We start from the raw sequence: 16,799 nt of genomic DNA on the forward strand, positions 1-16,799 counted from the left end.
AAGTCAGACTCAGTCAAAACTGACCGAATCTGACCCTAAGACGATTTGATTCAGAAGTTATAACGCGCAGTCAGCAATACGCCTTGAATCGACAGGTCTACGTCATTGAAATCGCCGGTTTGGTAACGATAGCCGATACCAACATCCAATTGGTCGAACATATAGCCCAGCTCGAAGCCTGCCTGATAAGCCAACTCAGTTTGTGAGCGGGAAACGCCGTAAATGTCGGTTTGAGCTTTAATACCGCCGACACCCAGGATCAAAGCACTGTAGAGATTGTTTCCTGGCTCAACCCATTTTGGTCTCAAGTTGAAATAGTAGGCTTCGCCGTCCATGGAAACATCTTGCGCGAATTCCGCTTTACCGAAGTGTTGGTATTCCACTTCCAGTCCAAGCTCCATGCCCGTTGAAATTTCCAGACCGTATCCAACAAAACCGCTCAGGCCGAATGCGTTGTTTTCGTCCACCTTAAGATCGTTGTATTTAAGCTCCGTATCGTCGTAAACAGAGAGATTGGTGCCTGCATAGAAGTAGTTATCAGCAAAGGAATGGCAGCTAAAAAGGAGTAACGCAGCAAAGAGTCTTTTCATCGGTAAACCACATGTCATTTGGAAGAGTTGGAGAGTCCGGCGTTGTCAGACAGCAAAAGCAAATTGCTGAAAACATCACCCTCTCGAACCTCAATGGGAATCAGTCGATGAATTTAACATTGTGGGCAAAAGTGCATATTAGAAGCAGCTCCCAATTACCAATGTATTGGTATGTTTTTGTTATTCAAATCATAAGATTGGAAGATATGCAGCAGTTTTCCGTAAAGTGAAGAATGTTAGCTGGACGGTCACTAAAAATGGCAAAAAAGGAAGGGAAAGAAGGGGCGAATCGCCCCTTAGATGCTTAGCGCAGCGCCATATTCGCCGCCATTGCTAACAAAAGTAGCGCGAAGACTTTCTTTATCGTGGCAACAGGCAAGGTTTGGGTCGCCTTCGCGCCCAAAGGCGCAGTGAACCAAGACGTGCAGACGATACCCAGCAGGGCAGGTAAATACACAAAGCCAGCGAAACCGTCGCTCAATGCAAAATGGGCACTACCAGATGTGATGTAACCTACCGAACCAAACAAAGCGATAACGATGCCACAAGCAGAAGCACAACCAATCGCTTTCTTCATGTCGATAGAAAAGAAGCTCAACATAGGCACCAGAAGAGCGCCGCCACCGATACCAATCATGGCAGATAGGCCACCGACAATCGTGGTGAAGAAAGTCAGTAGGGGTTTGTTTGGTAGTTTACGCTCGGCGTCATCACCGCTCTTGCCGCTGAAAATCATCTTCAATGCAATGAGTACCACACTCACCGCAAACACCATGCGAACGATTTGCTCAGGTAACAAAGCTGCCAGAAAGCCGCTGATGAGTGCGCCAAGCGCCACGCCAGTCATGATCCAGGGGGCCAAATCCCAAGGGACATTGCCGTTTTTATGATGAGCGATAGCCGAAGAAGTAGAAGTAAAGAGTATCGAGGCTAATGAAGTGGCGATGGCTGCAACCACGACCTGCTGTGCGGGCAAGACTTCAAAGTGAAGCAAAATCACGCTGAGAATCGGCACAATGACCAACCCGCCACCAATACCTAACAATCCCGCCAGAAAACCTACGCCGCTGCCGAGCAGCGCACAATATATAAACAATAAAAGCAAATCACTCATCCATTTCATCTCTGCTTATTTTCAAGAGGCTGAAATCCTACACGAACAAATAAAAATAGATCATGAAGATTTCTCATGATGAAGGTGAAGGAAAAGAGTTTTCATTAAATCCATGAGGCACGTATAAATCTCACTATGCAAGTATCACTGAAAAACAGTGAATACGACTGACTGGGAAAGTGATAAACAAAAATAAAGCCCAGTAACAGTAAGGAATTAAGTCAGTTTTAGATCAGGAACCCGATCACCATGAATAAGAATTTTACGTTCGCGATTAACAGCATTAGTTTTGATGAAAACTATCAGCCAAAAGACAACACCAGAATTACCACTAACTTCGCCAATTTAGCGCGAGGTGATAGCCGTCAGAGTAATCTGCGCAATGCACTGCGAATGATTGATAACAGCTTTAACTCTCTCGCTAATTGGGATAACCCAAAAGGCGATCGTTATTCTTTGGAATTGGAAATTATCTCCGTTGATATGGATATCGAAGGCAGTGGTGAGGCATTCCCGTCTATTGAGATTCTGAAAACCAACATTCTTGACCGCCAAACCAACGAGCGCATTGAAGGTATTGTGGGTAACAACTTCTCTTCTTACGTGCGTGATTATGATTTCAGCGTCCTGCTTCTTGATCACAACAAGGACCAGCCTAAGTTCAGCATTCCAGAGAACTTTGGTGAGCTACATGGCAAGCTGTTCAAACACTTCGTGAACTCAGAGGCTTACAAGCAAAACTTCAAGAAGCCGCCAGTCATTTGTTTGAGCGTGTCAGACAACAAAGTCTACAGCCAGACAGAAAACCAGCACCCAGTGCTGGGCGTGGAATATCAGCCAAATGAGTCTTCACTCACCGAGCAATACTTCAAGAAAATGGGCCTTCAGGTTCGCTACTTTATGCCGCCAAACAGCGTTGCACCATTAGCTTTCTATTTCTTTGGCGATTTGCTGAATGATTACACCAACCTTGAGTTAATCAGTACAATTAGCACCATGGAAACATTCCAGAAAATCTATCGCCCTGAAATTTACAATGCCAATGCAGTGGCGGGAAAACGCTATCAGCCAAACTTGAAAAATGCTGACCACTCTTTAACGCAAATTGTATATGACCGTGAAGAGCGCAGCCGATTAGCGATTGAACAAGGTAAGTTTGCAGAAGAAAACTTCATCAAGCCTTACCAAAATGTTCTAGAGCAATGGTCTGCGAATTACGCCTAATTACGATCAAACAATAACGAATAAAGAGAAAAGACAGTATTTATTATGAAAACACTATTACCGACTTCAACAGCAGGAAGCTTACCGAAACCTTCGTGGCTGGCAGAACCAGAAAAATTATGGTCACCATGGAAATTAGAAGGTGATGCATTAATTGATGGCAAACAAGATGCACTTCGTGTGGCATTGCAGGAACAACAAGTCGCAGGCGTAGATATTGTCAGCGATGGCGAACAAACACGACAACATTTCGTCACGACATTTATTGAGCACTTAAATGGCGTTGATTTTGAAAAGCGCGAAACTGTGACAATCCGAAACCGTTATGAAGCGAGTGTGCCTTCGGTGGTTGGCCCAGTTTCCCGTCCAAAGTCCGTGTTTGTAGAAGATGCCAAGTTCCTACGCAAGCAAACCGACAAGCCAATCAAATGGGCGCTGCCAGGTCCTATGACCATGATCGATACCCTTTACGATGGCTACTACCAAGACCGCGAAAAGCTCGCGTGGGAATTTGCGAAAATCCTGAACCAGGAAGCGAAAGAATTGGAAGCGGCCGGCGTGGATATCATTCAATTCGATGAGCCTGCATTTAATGTCTTCTTTGATGAAGTGAACGAGTGGGGCATTGCCACGCTGGAACGCGCCATCGAAGGGCTAAAATGTGAAACCGCTGTTCACATCTGTTATGGCTACGGAATTAAAGCCAACACCGACTGGAAAAAGACGCTGGGTTCAGAGTGGCGACAGTACGAAGAAGTCTTTCCAAAGCTGCAGCAATCCAACATCGATATTATCTCGCTGGAATGTCATAACTCCCGCGTGCCAATCGAGTTGCTATCACTCATCCGTGGCAAGAAGGTCATGGTAGGTGCCATTGATGTGGCGACAAACACCATCGAAACACCGGAAGAAGTGGCTGACACGCTGCGTGAAGCATTGAAATATGTTGATGCCGATAAACTCTACCCATGCACCAACTGTGGTATGGCACCGCTTTCCCGCGAAGTGGCGACGGCTAAGCTGAACGCACTGAGCGCAGGTGCGGAAATCATCCGAAAAGAACTCTCTGCTTAACCTAAATATTGGTAGAGAAATTTAAGACAGACGCAGCAAGTCAATACATGTTGTGCCCAATTCACAACATCTTATGTGTCTGTCTTTTTCTATTATTTTCACTTCCTTCAATCGCTTAAGTGCTTTCTCTTCCTCTGTAAACACGCTGTGGAAAAATGTGAAAAAGCGCTTTCACATTTTTTTTACACCACGTCTTTTAATCTGCCATTGATGATACGAGGCATTGCCCATTTTTGCTGAAGGTGCTCTCAGATTTTCAAACCTTCAACAACCTCAGAGGCAAGGCTCTCTTGGTAAAAATAACGTTAAGGACAGACAAATGAAAAAACTGATTTTAGGTAGTGCACTTCTGGCTTCTGTGGGCGCATTCAGCGTTTCTAGCTACGCAGCAGATGCCAAAATGATTACTGAAGAGGCGGCAATCAAAGCCGCACTGGCGGAAGTGGGCGTTGAAGTGCTAGGTATTCGTTTTGACGAACCAGATACTCAGTGGGACGTGTTTGTAAGATCTGGCGAGCAAGCTTACGAAGTGGAAGTAGACGCAGTCAGCGGCAAAATCGTAGCGGCTGAAAAAGAAAGCCTGGCAGAAATCCAAGCAGAGCTTTCAGGCGACCTTTCACATGAAGGTGTGGCTGGCGATACAGATAAATAACGTAGATAAATAATGTCATTGGCTGCTTCATGACCTAAGTGAAGTGGCCTTTTGCTCAACATCCAAATTTTTACTCGCTTCCACCGGCACAGACCAGCTCCAAAGACCTACTCGCACTCTCCACCGCCTAATCAAGCAGCACTTCCTTTACAACAGAATACTAACGAAAACAGTGTATTGAAACTGTCCAAAACCCTCTAAAAATTAACATAGATCAAGCCAATTGCAGGTATAGGAAAAAGCAATTGTTACCATTATCAATAAGGGATTATTTTTGATGCATTGCTGAGGTAAGTAGCAGACTACCTTTAAACCAAAAGAGACAATAAACAAAAGGCTGGATTATGGACAATAAACACAATGCATCAGGAAAATGTCCTGTAGTACATGGCGCAATGACAAGTACCGGAACCTCAAACGTGACGTGGTGGCCGAAGGCGCTCAATCTGGACATCCTCCATCAACACGACAACAAATCTAACCCTCTTGGTGAAGACTTTGATTACCGAGAGGCACTCAAAACGCTTGACGTAGAGGCGCTGAAAGCTGACCTGAAAGCGCTGATGACAGAAAGTCAGGAATGGTGGCCTGCCGACTGGGGTCACTACGGCGGTTTAATGATCCGCATGGCGTGGCACTCAGCAGGTTCTTACCGTATTGGTGATGGCCGCGGTGGTGCGAGCACGGGTAACCAGCGCTTTGCTCCCCTGAACTCATGGCCAGACAACGCCAACCTGGATAAAGCACGCCGCTTACTTTGGCCTATCAAACAAAAGTACGGTAACAAAATCAGCTGGGGTGATCTGATGATCCTGGCGGGTAACATGGCGTATGAGTCCATGGGTCTGAAAACCTTTGGCTTTGCGTTTGGCCGTGAAGATATCTGGCACCCAGAAAAAGATATCTACTGGGGATCAGAGCAAGAGTGGCTGGCACCAAGCGGCGGTGAGAATGGTCGCTACGCGGCAGAAGGCGAGCGCGATCTGGAAAACCCACTCGCTGCCGTGATGATGGGGCTTATCTACGTTAACCCAGAAGGGGTAGACGGAAACCCAGATCCACTGAAAACCGCGCAGGATATGCGTGTGACCTTCGCTCGCATGGGTATGGACGACGAAGAAACCGTTGCGCTGACAGCTGGCGGCCACACCGTAGGTAAAGCACACGGTAATGGCGATGCGGCAAATCTGGGCCCAGCGCCAGAAGGCGCAGATATCCATGAGCAAGGCTTTGGTTGGCAGAACCACACGACCCGCAGCGTGGGTCGCGACACCGTCACCAGTGGTATTGAAGGGGCGTGGACGACCAACCCAACGCAATGGGACAACGGCTTCTTCGACATGCTGTTGAAGCATGAGTGGGAACTGACTAAGAGCCCAGCAGGTGCGTGGCAGTGGAAACCTGTCGATATTAAAGAAGAAGACAAGCCGGTAGACGTGGAAGACCCAAGCATTCGTCATAACCCATTGATGACAGATGCTGACATGGCGCTGAAAATCGACCCGGATTACCTCAAGATTTCGGAGAAATTCCATGCTGACCCGGCTTATTTCTCAGAAGTGTTCGCGCGTGCCTGGTTCAAACTGACGCACCGTGATTTGGGGCCTAAATCTCGCTATGTGGGTCCAGATGTACCGGCAGAAGATCTGATTTGGCAAGACCCAATCCCAGCAGGTAAAGCGGACTACGATGTTGCAGCTGTGAAAGTGAAAATCGCAGAAAGCGGCCTGTCTATCAGTGAAATGGTATCTACTGCGTGGGACAGCGCACGCACCTTCCGCGGCTCTGACAAACGTGGTGGTGCAAACGGCGCACGTATACGCCTTGCGCCTCAGAAAGACTGGCAGGGCAACGAGCCTGAGCGTCTGGCAAAAGTGCTGTCTGTGCTTGAGCCAATCGCGGACGAGTTCGGTATCAGCGTCGCAGACGTGATTGTGCTGGCGGGTAACCTGGGTGTGGAGCAAGCCGCGAAAGCTGCTGGTTTCGAACTGGAAGTGCCATTCGCAGCAGGTCGTGGTGATGCAACGGCAGAACAAACTGATGTGGAATCCTTCGCTGTGCTGGAACCGCTGGCAGATGGTTTCCGCAACTGGCAGAAACAGCACTACGCTGTCGCGCCAGAAGAAATGCTGCTGGACCGTGCACAGCTGCTGGGCTTAACCGCACCAGAGATGACTGTGCTGCTGGGTGGTATGCGTGTTCTGGGCACCAACCACGGTGACTCTGCACACGGCGTATTCACAGATCGCGTCGGCACCCTGAGTAACGACTTCTTCGTGACACTGACCGACATGAACTATGCGTGGAAACCAACGGGCCGTAACTCTTACGACATCGTTTCACGTAAGAACGGCGAAGTGAAATACACCGCAAGCCGCGTTGATTTGGTGTTCGGTTCAAACTCCATCCTGCGTGCGTATGCAGAAATCTACGCGCAGGACGACAGCAAAGAGAAATTCGTGAAGGACTTCGTTGCTGTATGGACCAAAGTGATGAACGCAGACCGATTCGACATCGCTTAAACCCAGTTCATGATGCAATAAATGAAAATACCGCTCCTTGTGAGCGGTATTTTTTTATCTGAAATCAGTAAAGACCTCAAACACGCAAACATCAGGCTGAATGGTTTTCCGTGCTATGGGAGACAAGAGCTGAGCTGGTTTCCTTGGCTAGCCCATCACTATCACTATCCATTGGTACTGGTATGCCTTCATATCGAATCAACCCCGCCAGCAAAATCAGTGTGGCTGCCATTAGGTCGTTCATGCGTAATGCATCACCCAGAAAGAACCATGCTAATCCCAATGCAAACACCACTTCACAGCTGCTGACCATGGTGGTTTTCTCCATATCCGCTAGCTGCGCGCCGCGTGAAAACAAGTATTGGGGCAGGGCCGCAGAAAGCACGCCGAGTGCCAAAACAAGCCCCAATTGTTCAAGCGTGGAGGGCAACGAAAACGCCTGTTGGCTAAACAGCGTAATAGGCACAAGGACGACAACATTCCCCAACAAGGCCGCGAACATTCTCGCTGCGGCATCGTGATTTTTCTCTGGCAGAGAAAACATATTGATCACCACAGCAAACGACGCTGGCGCAGCAAGACAAACCAATAAGTCTAACCAGGACGCATCGAAGCCTTGAGCGTCTTGCATGATACCGACCGCGATAGCGATCAGCATCGCCGCGATCATCCGGTTGCGGCTCATGGTTTTATTAAAGCAAAGCCAGCCAAGCAAAATCGCGAACATAGGGTAGGCGTAATACGTCAAAATCACCGTATTGGGTTCGAGCTTGGTCAGGCTTGTCATAAAGGCCAACATGCCGACGGCCGAAAGCCCACCGACCGCCGCGAAACGGAGAAACTCGCCATCAAACACAGGGCGCTTTTTCATCAAAAGCAACATCAAGAGTGTTGGGATAGCAAAGCGGTACAGAGTGATAGCATCCGCCGAGAATCCCTGACTCAATAACAACTGCGCCAGCAAAGGGTTCGAACTGAATCCGAATGCGGCTGCCAGTACCATCCAAATACCCATCATCTGCTTCCCTCCTGCTTTTAAGGAACCATTTTGTTAAGAAGCCATGTTGTTAAAAACTCATGCTTTCTATGAGCGACAGAAGAATGCTAACGGTTTTGATGTAGAATGATTAATGAATAACTCTAACTATACATAAAAGGATTGCATGTATGAGGCTGGAGATCCGCCATTGGCAGTTGCTTGATGCGATTGGAAAATACGGCAGTTTAGGCGCGGCTGCAGACGTACTGGGCGTGACTCAACCCGCCATGAGTCATCGGCTCGCAGAAGCGGAGCGTCGGTTAGGCAGCGCGATCTTCGAGCGGGACGGGCGAAAACTCAAACCGACACCCGCGGGACAAGCGCTGATCCAAACGGCATCATCCATCCTACCGGAGCTATCACGGGCAGAAGACGAATTCGAGCGCACCGCCGCCAATGCCAGTTATCTAGTGCGAATAGGGATTGCAGAATACTCTGCCTATCATTGGGTTCCGGGGTTTCTGAAATCGCTCGCGTTCAGCAGAGAAAAGCTACAAATCGATTTTGTAGCGGCGGCAACCCGAGAAGCCGAAGCGACCTTGATAACCGGAAAAACCGACATCATCATTTCTCCCGCACGCTCAGAAAACCCCGCGCTTGATTGCAAGCCCCTGATGGAAGATGAGCTGGTGTTGGTGACGCATCCTGAGCACCCATTAACGGCCAAACCTTGGATAGAAGCTCACGATCTGGTTGACGTGGATTACCTCACCTACAGCCTGGATGCACTTCCCGGCTTTGAGTATGAGCGCTTTATCCGTCCATCCGGTATTCGTATTCCACACATGCAAGTGGTGGAAATGACCGATGCTATCGTAGAAATGATCGCCGTTGATTTAGGTGTGAGCATTCTTTCCCGCTGGGCGTTGAAACGTTCGATAAGACAAGCGCTGGTGGCAGCAGTGTCAGTCACTAAAAAAGGGTTACCGTTAACCTGGTACATCATCAGCCGGAAATCAGACAGCAAAAACGAAGCGATCAAGACTACAGCGGAATCCTTGCAGCAGTGGTTTTCGTTGAATGAGTCTAGCTAGTTAAGTCGGGTGACAGAGTGAGCAGAGTGTTAGTGCAAAGCGCAGAGAAAAAAATTATGGATATGTTTAGGGGAAAGCAGGCACCTAAACGCTGATGCCTGCTTGCAAGAAATAACAAGATAGGACTACTCGGATTTCTGTTGCTTCGCTAACTGCTTTTCACGGGCTTTCACGGCGTTCTTAATCCCCATTTTCTCGCCCCACTTAAACACGAAGTAGCTAATGATAAGAATCAGCGGCATCAAGATGGCCACAATCCACCAGAACAGTGCACCAAACTCAGCAGTAACTTCAGCCAACGTTAAGCCGAAATAGCGCATGATGCCAGCAGCAACAATGAGCTCAATGCCCCCCCACAAAAGAATCGACAGCAAACGGGTTTGACGCGACATCAAACGTTCTGTTTTCTGGCCGAAATACATGCCTGCTACAACGCAGGGAAGGGCAGTTGAAAGAAAAGAAGAACTCGATTCTGTAGGACCGAAATAAGAATCCAGCGCGTAAAAAATCACCTCGACGAGAATCGTCAAAAGGCTCAGTAAAAGGGCAACATGCCAAATCTTCGGCTCTTTGACATCAGCGAGAGGAACATCGGTTTGCTGTTCAGTGGTCATCACTCATCCTTGTTTAAGTAAAAAATCCGTTTTTTCAGAAACATGGCTATTAAATCATTTTTGATGATTGGCGAGGAAAGCAAATATGGAATGAATGGAGACATTGATTCGCTTTGCGAGAAGTGTCGATATTGTGGAGAGTCTCAAAACCCCAAATGTTCAGTCTTATCTATGCAAAAAGCGTTGGAATACATGGTGTATCAATTGTACGTCAGCGTACTCCGTGAAAACCTAAGAGAGTGTTTCAACGGAAAAAGTAGCAACAAACAGGACGTTTTTATGAAGCTTGCCAAGTACGGCCCTCTTTCCTTGCTAGCCGTGTTCCTGACAGGGTGTGAAGAGATAGACCGCAGTGTGAGCTCCTCTCTTTGCTTTAACGAAGCGCTAGACAAAGAGGGAGCAGAATACACGGTGGACAACATCTACCGATTGAAAGACTCACACAACTATTCCTATGGCGCGGGTGAAAAAGTGGTGACTGGGGGTGAAGTATCCGTCCCCAGAATGACCGGCGTGAAAGCGACCCAATTCTTCACCTACAAACGCAAAAAACACAAAGATGGGCACTTCTATACCCTAAGCCCAGATAAGCCAGAAGAGACGTTTTTCTCCAGTCATGATGTGTTTTACGGAGTGAGTGGAGGAAATGAAGATTGGTATTACTTCCCTTCAGGACTTCAAGGCAAAGATGAGTTATTCAAGGGAGAAAAATACGAATCAGAGAACATCTTCAAGCGCTTTATTGATGGTGTGGAGCAACCAGAAGTAGAGATAGAAACGACGGTGACGTTCTTAGGTGTTGAAGAGCTGGATTTCAATGGCCACATCTTTCCAGCGTGCAAAAGAAAGACAAGGTTTGAAGGCTCTTTTGAAAACGGAAGAGAATTTGATTTGTCCTACTTTTCCTATGTCGGCGTGGGCAATGGAATCCCGATTGAGCTGGACGTGGAAGAGGGTTGGGAGGTGGTATCTTTTGAAATTACGATTAATGGTGACAAGGTTTTTCCGTTGAGTGAGGGGGAAGGGGAGTAGCAGCCATTTGGTATGGCTGCTTGGTTGCTTCTGGTTCTTATGGATGCCTGCTCAAACAACTAAGTAAGCTGGCATAAGGCCCCCTTTATGGACTGAAATGTGTGTCCACTAAATCGGGGGAGGTCCAGAATCACTCTTAAATGCTTTGATACTCATTGAGCCTTCTCCTCCAGCTTAGCCATCTGGCTAAGCTGGAAGGCGACGAAACCAAAAAGGAGAAGACTCAATGAGATTTTATAACCAACAACACGACTATTACTGCGGCATCGATCTGCATGCGCGTATTCTTTACGTCTGTATCATTGATTCTGCGGGAAACACCGTGGTTCACAAGAAAATCGATGCCAATCCCGATGCACTTTTAGCTCTTATCACGCCTTACCAAGACCAGATTGTCGTTGGCGTTGAATGCATGCATTGCTGGTATTGGGTCAGTGACCTTTGCCTCGACTACGCCTTTGATTTTGTGCTCGGTCATGCTCTGTACATGAAAGCCATTCATGGTGGCAAAACAAAAAACGACCGTATTGATTCATTCAAAATCGCTTCACTGCTGCGGGGCGGAAACTTCCCTCTCGCTTATGTCTACCCTAAAGCGATGAGGGCTACCCGTGATTTACTTCGTCGCCGTACTAAAATCATGCGTCACGGTGCCGACTTGAAAGCCCATGTCTCCAACACTTTTAGCCAGTACAATCATCCTGCCCCAAACCTGCAACTTCGCTATCCCTATGCCAGAGAAGAAGTCCGTAACCGCTTCAATGAGCCTGCGGTTAATCGCAACCTCGATATCGATTTGAACGTGATTGCCTTCTACACCAAAGAACTCGCGAGCGTTGAGCACTTTATCGAGCAGAACGCCAAGCATCACAACCCGCAGGATTACCAACTGCTTCAAACTGTTCCTGGCATTGGCCGCATTCTGGCGCTGACCATCTTGTATGAAGTGGGCAATATCCAGCGCTTTCCGACGGTTCAGCAGTTCGCCTCTTATTCGCGATTGATTAAATGCAAAGCCGAGTCGGCAGGAAAACATTGCGGCACCAATGGCAACAAAATCGGTAATGCACACCTCAAATGGGCATTCTCGGAAGCTGCCGTGCTTTACCTTCGTGGCAACGAAAAAGCGAAGAAGTATCTCACTCGATTACAAAAGCGCATGAGCAAGGCTAAAGCCTTGTCCGCACTTGCCCACAAGCTGGGGCGCTGTGTTTACTTTATGTTGAGGAACAAAACCGTGTTTGATGCACAAAAGTTCTTACCCGAATAAGTCGCACGATGGGCTGAGCTGAACGTCTAACTGGTGCTGAGAAAGAGCACGTTGCTGACTGAGTTTAATGGGCATTAAGCCCTGGTGGTCAGGTGTGTCGAATGTAGTCCAAGCCCTTTTGCTTTGATTAGCCACCCCATCGTTGCGCACCCGAACGAACAACAAAGTTGCTTACACCCAACCTGAGCCTGAAGATAACTGGAAAACAAACGTTTAACCTTCTTTTTGAATAGTGCCAGCTTGGGTTAACCGAATAGTGTCTAGTGGCCCTGTCACTCCAATGGCAGGCAGCGGTGAGACCGCAGTAAGAGACCCTCAATATGTGTTTGCCGTAAGCAATGACTTAATGGCGTATATGACAAAACGAAGTAGACAACTTTGTTGTTCGAGAGAATTGGCTGCTGGCGCAGCCAAAAGAATACTATTGCCTATTGACCGGAGAAGGGCTCATATGTGTTAGGCTACAAAAGCGAGCTCAATACTATTTTTGTAGTAGTCATAATGTGCATGATCTTCATCTGAAAACATAATTTTCATTTGTTGGATAGCATTAGTATATAGTGCATGATGAGACAATTTTTGAGAGTACCCATTATCGACAACACACATAGAGATCAACTTAAGTATGATAGATTGTAAAAAATGTCCTCGAATAACTTCAAATAGTTCAAGATCGCTGTTGTTAATAATTTCTTTTACTTGTTCTATCTGCGCATCAGTAAAATTATCGACAAGTTTTTTATAATGAGCACTGACTTTTTTACCATCAACGTTAGTACAGGACTGAGACTTCATATACCTTGTGCAATTATCTCCAAGAACATCAACATATAAATCAAATTTATAGTTAGCAACATCAAGCTCTAGGACAGGTTTAATATGAGACAATACTTCATCTATTAAATCATATATTTCCTGAACATTAACCTCATTACCTTTTATCCAGAGCTTTGTTATTTCAGCAACAGAGCTAGGCTCAAAAAGTGTATTCTCGATGGAGTAACCATAGGTTTTAATCAGCCTTTTATGTTGTGGAAAACTCCCTATAATATCTATATAATCCGAATCTCTAGCCACATAAATATTAAGATCTTCAGAAATTAACCTTGATATATATTTATCCAGTTCATCACAACCGTCTTTTGCTTCAATTTTATAATTCTTTATGCCAAACTTTTTCAGAATTACATCCCAAAATAGTTTATCATCATCACCTTCTACATATATCAAATCTTGGCATCTGTGGAATTTATTTAACACATTGACAGCATCAGACGAATACTCTACAGAACTCATTTGAGTATATCCTCCATATCAACAAGCTTGTCAGAGTATTTACCTGCCACTTCAGGTGAATGTGTAGCAACAATAAGCTGGGAATTTGGATTTAGTAATCTAATAGCGGGAAGTATTTCTCGCTGCCAACTTACGTGCAAAGATAGTTCTGGTTCGTCGGCAATAAAAACGAACGGTTTTTCACGTTGAAGTAACGACTCAGCAAATAATATTATTAACTGCTTCTCACCAGAAGATAGTTTTTCAACTGGAACCTCTCGTTCTTTAAAGACTTTTAAAACACCATTTATAAATTCAAAGTCTTTATCTTCTATAAAACCTTTGAGTGTTTTAAGAAATATCTCTCTTTGTCTAAATATTTCTTTTTCTTGTACTTCAGCCTGCAATGACATCCTAACCACATCATTAGTTTGTCGAATTTTTTCTAGAGGCCCGAAATCGAATGCCACAGGTTCATCTTCTTTTGATCTACCAATAGCATCTTTCATTTTTTCTATACTAGTAGCTACTCTCTCAATATGTTGATTTATATCTTTTCGGACTTTAGCATCCAACACACCTAATTGTCGGTATGCTGTAATTAACTTTCTTTTTTCTTCTTTTCTATTGAACTCTAATTTTATTCCATCCATTTGAGTTGGTTTATCTACATACAATAAAGATGTAAGTACTTCTTTTTGAAGTTTTGATGAAACACCTCTAGCTTGATCAGAAAGCTCTAAGTTATACGATGCAAGTCGAGAAAGTAAGTCTGCTAATATTTGGTCAACAGGTGAAACTAGTTTTCGCTCCATTCTCTCGCGTCGGTCTAACTCATACTCTTTTTTTATTCTATAAACAGAGAGAGTCGTAATACTTACTAATTCTCTCAATAAATCTCTAAGAACTTCAGATTCTTCGATCAGTCTTCTCTTAAAATGAAGCGGAACACTTTCATTAGAGTTTGCTACTCTTAAAACGTACTTTTTATTTGATATAACATATTGAACAGATTGAAATCTATAGTCTTCTTGTTGATCTTTAGATACTTTTATTGTTTTGGTTTTATTCTTAGATGTTAGTTTAATTTCCACAAGGTTAAATTCAAAATCATCTAACCAATCAACATCAACGGTTAAAACTGCATGAAGAATATTCATAAAGGTAGTTTTACCTGTACCATTACGGCCAATGATAACGTTGACATCATTGTCAAAGTCAGCATTTAGAGTGTGCTCCCCCCAAAAGCCCGAAATTTTCACTTTTTTTACTTTGTACAAACCTAGCTCCTTATTAAAAATCAATAGTATATCATTCTGAATGAAGGTAGTAGCCTAACGCCTTGCTAACGGGCGATAACGCGATACCACCCAACTTAAAATTTATGCCCTAAACACTAAAGCTGATTTGTATGTAAGTGGCCAAGCGTTAGGAGTCCCTGTTGAGCAATTTGTTAGGTGTCTTCCTCTTCACCAACTTCTTGCTTGAGTTTCTTAATATTTAAACGTGTTATTTCATCTTGGAGCGGTTGAATTATCGTATGCCAAGTTTTAAAGCCAAATACGATCATCCAAATACCAGCAGCTATGATGAAAGCGATGCATGAGTTAAAAAAGTTCTCATTTTGTTTACCAATTCTGATTTTATTATCAAGAACCTGAAAGCGAGTCTCTTCCTGAACAGTTCGAACTTGATCAGGTATATTTTTTAAAGTCTGATGCTCTACAATAACTTCATACATTAGATTGTTTGTAGACTGATTCACATAGAGAAATGCGCCTAGGCCAAAGATAACCAGCAACAAGCCAAATAGAGCATAGAACTTATAAATATTATCTGTAGGTAAAGGAATTCGACTTTCCATAGTATTTCCTCATCTTTACGGGTACACCTAACAACTTATTAGCGGGCATAAAGCCCGTTTAGTACAAAACCGGGATGCCCGATTAGTCCATGCACACTTGTGCCAGATCACCATAAATCTTTATAAATACAGTAACGTAGGCTTTATAGATTTGACCTAAATGGGAGAAAACGGGCATCCCGTACTAAAAACCAGCTCATTTTTACTAAATACATTGAACTGTGCATTTGCACAGGTTGAATGCGTAAGGAAAATTTGTACTTTGTGGGATGATTCGAGCACTCGGATGGTCGAAACGCTAACTCACTTTCGGGCAAAACCTTGTCATGCTACCGCCCTTCGCTTCTCGGCACGCAACACGCCATCGCTGTCTAAAATTTCCGGCGTGAATTTACCATATGTTATACATCACAAGACTTGATTTTGCTCGCACGGCAGGGCAATTGATGAAACTATAACCAACTGAAAATACGTGTCATTCACGGGGTGAACAACATATACAGAACTCATTGCCCTTAACTATTTTTCGCGAGTTACTGTGGGTAAATTCGTGGTGAGCTGAGGCATTGGTAACTATGAAATCGCACAGTTACATGCTGACCTTGGTTCCCTCGCACAGGTTTGGGTTAGGCTGGCGAAGGGGGCGAGGTTGTATTTATGTAGAGTCTTTGCTGTTACTTCTGAAACGAGGCCTATAAAACCTTTCTCCCCGGTTCCGACAACGCATTGAAAGGCCCCTGTTTTTTTCTTGATAATGAGGGAAATGAAGAGTGTCAGGTGCTGCGCATTACTCAATCATTTTCACACGAACCTTTCCAAGCTCATTAACACTACTGTATTGATATTTTGGATAGTAAACCCAATACAAATATGGATACTTGGAATCTTGAGCAACTTGCAACTTCACCTCTCCTTTAGCGTTGACTATATGTATACTCATCTTCTCCAAGGGGCGAGTTTTATTGGTATGGACGAATCGCTGACTCTTTAGTGCTTTGAGAAATAATTCATTATCAAACTCTTCGTAAGTTTCAGCTATAACACTATCTTCACTAATTAAATCTGATATTTCATTTTTTATCTTTTTTTCCTGAAGATGTTCAAGAACAAAAAAGGATAGGGAGCTGAAAGCAACAATAGAATATAATATAATTAATACACTCTTTCTTTTATTCCACTTATAAAATGGGACTATTAAAACCACTAACAACAGACATAATGCAATTATCCAGAATACTGAAGGTGCCCATACATCATATAATTCAATCATTTCCACCTCAATCTACTGGCGTCAAAAAAGGCAATAAATAAACATCACTAGTACATTAATTTCTTATTTACGTCTGAGTTTATTATAGTAACGCTTCCTCAAATAAAGATATCTATCTGACTTAGAGCTAATGTTTATATAGAACATGCGCATAATACCGGGAGGCTCGATGAATATACATAGGAAATGCGTAAGAAAAATTAGCCTTTCTGAGACGATTCAAGT

15 protein-coding genes are annotated in these 16,799 nt (G+C 44.7%); 7 read left to right on the top strand and 8 right to left on the bottom strand.

What is annotated here, in order from left to right; all coding sequences use genetic code 11:
- Nucleotides 1–50: 50 nt before the first annotated feature.
- Together RN22_RS12660 and RN22_RS12670 are read right to left on the bottom strand one after the other, a co-directional pair.
- Entirely contained in the window at nucleotides 51–590 is a 540-nt protein-coding gene (locus RN22_RS12660; protein ID WP_046304754.1) for an outer membrane beta-barrel protein, read from the bottom strand.
- Between the two features lie 304 nt (nucleotides 591–894).
- Nucleotides 895–1,704 carry a sulfite exporter TauE/SafE family protein gene (locus RN22_RS12670; RefSeq protein ID WP_046304758.1) on the bottom strand — a complete coding sequence of 270 codons (810 nt, stop codon included), beginning with the start codon at nucleotides 1,702–1,704 and terminating at the stop codon, nucleotides 895–897.
- A gap of 249 nt (nucleotides 1,705–1,953) precedes the next feature.
- Here RN22_RS12670 and RN22_RS12675 point away from each other — a divergent pair, with 249 nt between their 5' ends.
- The 4 genes from RN22_RS12675 (at nucleotide 1,954) to katG (ending at nucleotide 7,176) form a co-directional block, all read left to right on the top strand.
- Nucleotides 1,954–2,928, top strand: coding sequence for a DUF1852 domain-containing protein (locus RN22_RS12675; RefSeq protein ID WP_046304760.1), 975 nt, complete (start codon nucleotides 1,954–1,956; stop codon nucleotides 2,926–2,928).
- Nucleotides 2,929–2,973: 45 nt separating this feature from the next.
- Nucleotides 2,974–4,002: a methionine synthase gene (locus tag RN22_RS12680; RefSeq protein ID WP_046304762.1), complete on the top strand. Its 1,029-nt coding sequence runs from the start codon at nucleotides 2,974–2,976 to the stop codon at nucleotides 4,000–4,002.
- A gap of 319 nt (nucleotides 4,003–4,321) precedes the next feature.
- Nucleotides 4,322–4,654, top strand: coding sequence for a PepSY domain-containing protein (locus RN22_RS12685; RefSeq protein ID WP_046304765.1), 333 nt, complete (start codon nucleotides 4,322–4,324; stop codon nucleotides 4,652–4,654).
- A gap of 344 nt (nucleotides 4,655–4,998) precedes the next feature.
- Nucleotides 4,999–7,176: a catalase/peroxidase HPI gene (gene katG, locus RN22_RS12690; protein ID WP_046304767.1), complete on the top strand. Its 2,178-nt coding sequence runs from the start codon at nucleotides 4,999–5,001 to the stop codon at nucleotides 7,174–7,176.
- 91 nt (nucleotides 7,177–7,267) lie between these two features.
- On the opposite strand, the gene RN22_RS12695 is transcribed toward katG, so the two are convergent.
- Nucleotides 7,268–8,194, bottom strand: coding sequence for a DMT family transporter (locus tag RN22_RS12695; protein WP_052737537.1), 927 nt, complete (start codon nucleotides 8,192–8,194; stop codon nucleotides 7,268–7,270).
- Nucleotides 8,195–8,343: 149 nt separating this feature from the next.
- On the opposite strand from RN22_RS12695, the gene RN22_RS12700 reads away from it, so the two are divergent.
- On the top strand, nucleotides 8,344–9,249 hold the full coding sequence (locus RN22_RS12700; protein WP_046304769.1) for a LysR family transcriptional regulator: 906 nt from the start codon (nucleotides 8,344–8,346) through the stop codon (nucleotides 9,247–9,249).
- A gap of 125 nt (nucleotides 9,250–9,374) precedes the next feature.
- Here RN22_RS12700 and RN22_RS12705 read toward each other — a convergent pair whose 3' ends face one another.
- A complete protein-coding gene (locus RN22_RS12705) occupies nucleotides 9,375–9,863 on the bottom strand; it encodes an ABZJ_00895 family protein (protein WP_046304771.1) in 489 nt (162 codons plus the stop codon).
- 279 nt (nucleotides 9,864–10,142) lie between these two features.
- On the opposite strand from RN22_RS12705, the gene RN22_RS12710 reads away from it, so the two are divergent.
- Nucleotides 10,143–10,895: a hypothetical protein gene (locus RN22_RS12710; RefSeq protein WP_156168202.1), complete on the top strand. Its 753-nt coding sequence runs from the start codon at nucleotides 10,143–10,145 to the stop codon at nucleotides 10,893–10,895.
- Nucleotides 10,896–11,121: 226 nt separating this feature from the next.
- Nucleotides 11,122–12,165, top strand: a complete 1,044-nt coding sequence (locus RN22_RS12715) for an IS110 family transposase (RefSeq protein WP_046304775.1) — start codon at nucleotides 11,122–11,124, stop codon at nucleotides 12,163–12,165.
- 456 nt (nucleotides 12,166–12,621) lie between these two features.
- Here the strand turns inward: RN22_RS12715 and RN22_RS12720 are convergent, their stop codons facing one another.
- The 4 genes from RN22_RS12720 to RN22_RS24505 all read right to left on the bottom strand — a co-directional run bounded on the left by RN22_RS12720 (nucleotide 12,622) and on the right by RN22_RS24505 (nucleotide 16,574).
- A complete protein-coding gene (locus RN22_RS12720; RefSeq protein WP_046304777.1) occupies nucleotides 12,622–13,461 on the bottom strand; it encodes a DUF4435 domain-containing protein in 840 nt (279 codons plus the stop codon).
- Complete coding sequence (locus RN22_RS12725) at nucleotides 13,458–14,720, bottom strand: AAA family ATPase (RefSeq protein WP_046304778.1); 1,263 nt, start codon at nucleotides 14,718–14,720, stop codon at nucleotides 13,458–13,460. The genes RN22_RS12720 and RN22_RS12725 overlap by 4 nt, the downstream gene beginning before the upstream one ends.
- 173 nt (nucleotides 14,721–14,893) lie before the next feature.
- Entirely contained in the window at nucleotides 14,894–15,304 is a 411-nt protein-coding gene (locus RN22_RS12730; RefSeq protein WP_046304780.1) for a hypothetical protein, read from the bottom strand.
- Nucleotides 15,305–16,091: 787 nt separating this feature from the next.
- Nucleotides 16,092–16,574: a hypothetical protein gene (locus RN22_RS24505; protein WP_052737538.1), complete on the bottom strand. Its 483-nt coding sequence runs from the start codon at nucleotides 16,572–16,574 to the stop codon at nucleotides 16,092–16,094.
- Nucleotides 16,575–16,799 lie beyond the last annotated feature (225 nt).

The organism is Grimontia sp. AD028, from assembly GCF_000973155.1.
In the GTDB taxonomy this organism is placed as follows: domain Bacteria; phylum Pseudomonadota; class Gammaproteobacteria; order Enterobacterales; family Vibrionaceae; genus Enterovibrio; species Enterovibrio indicus.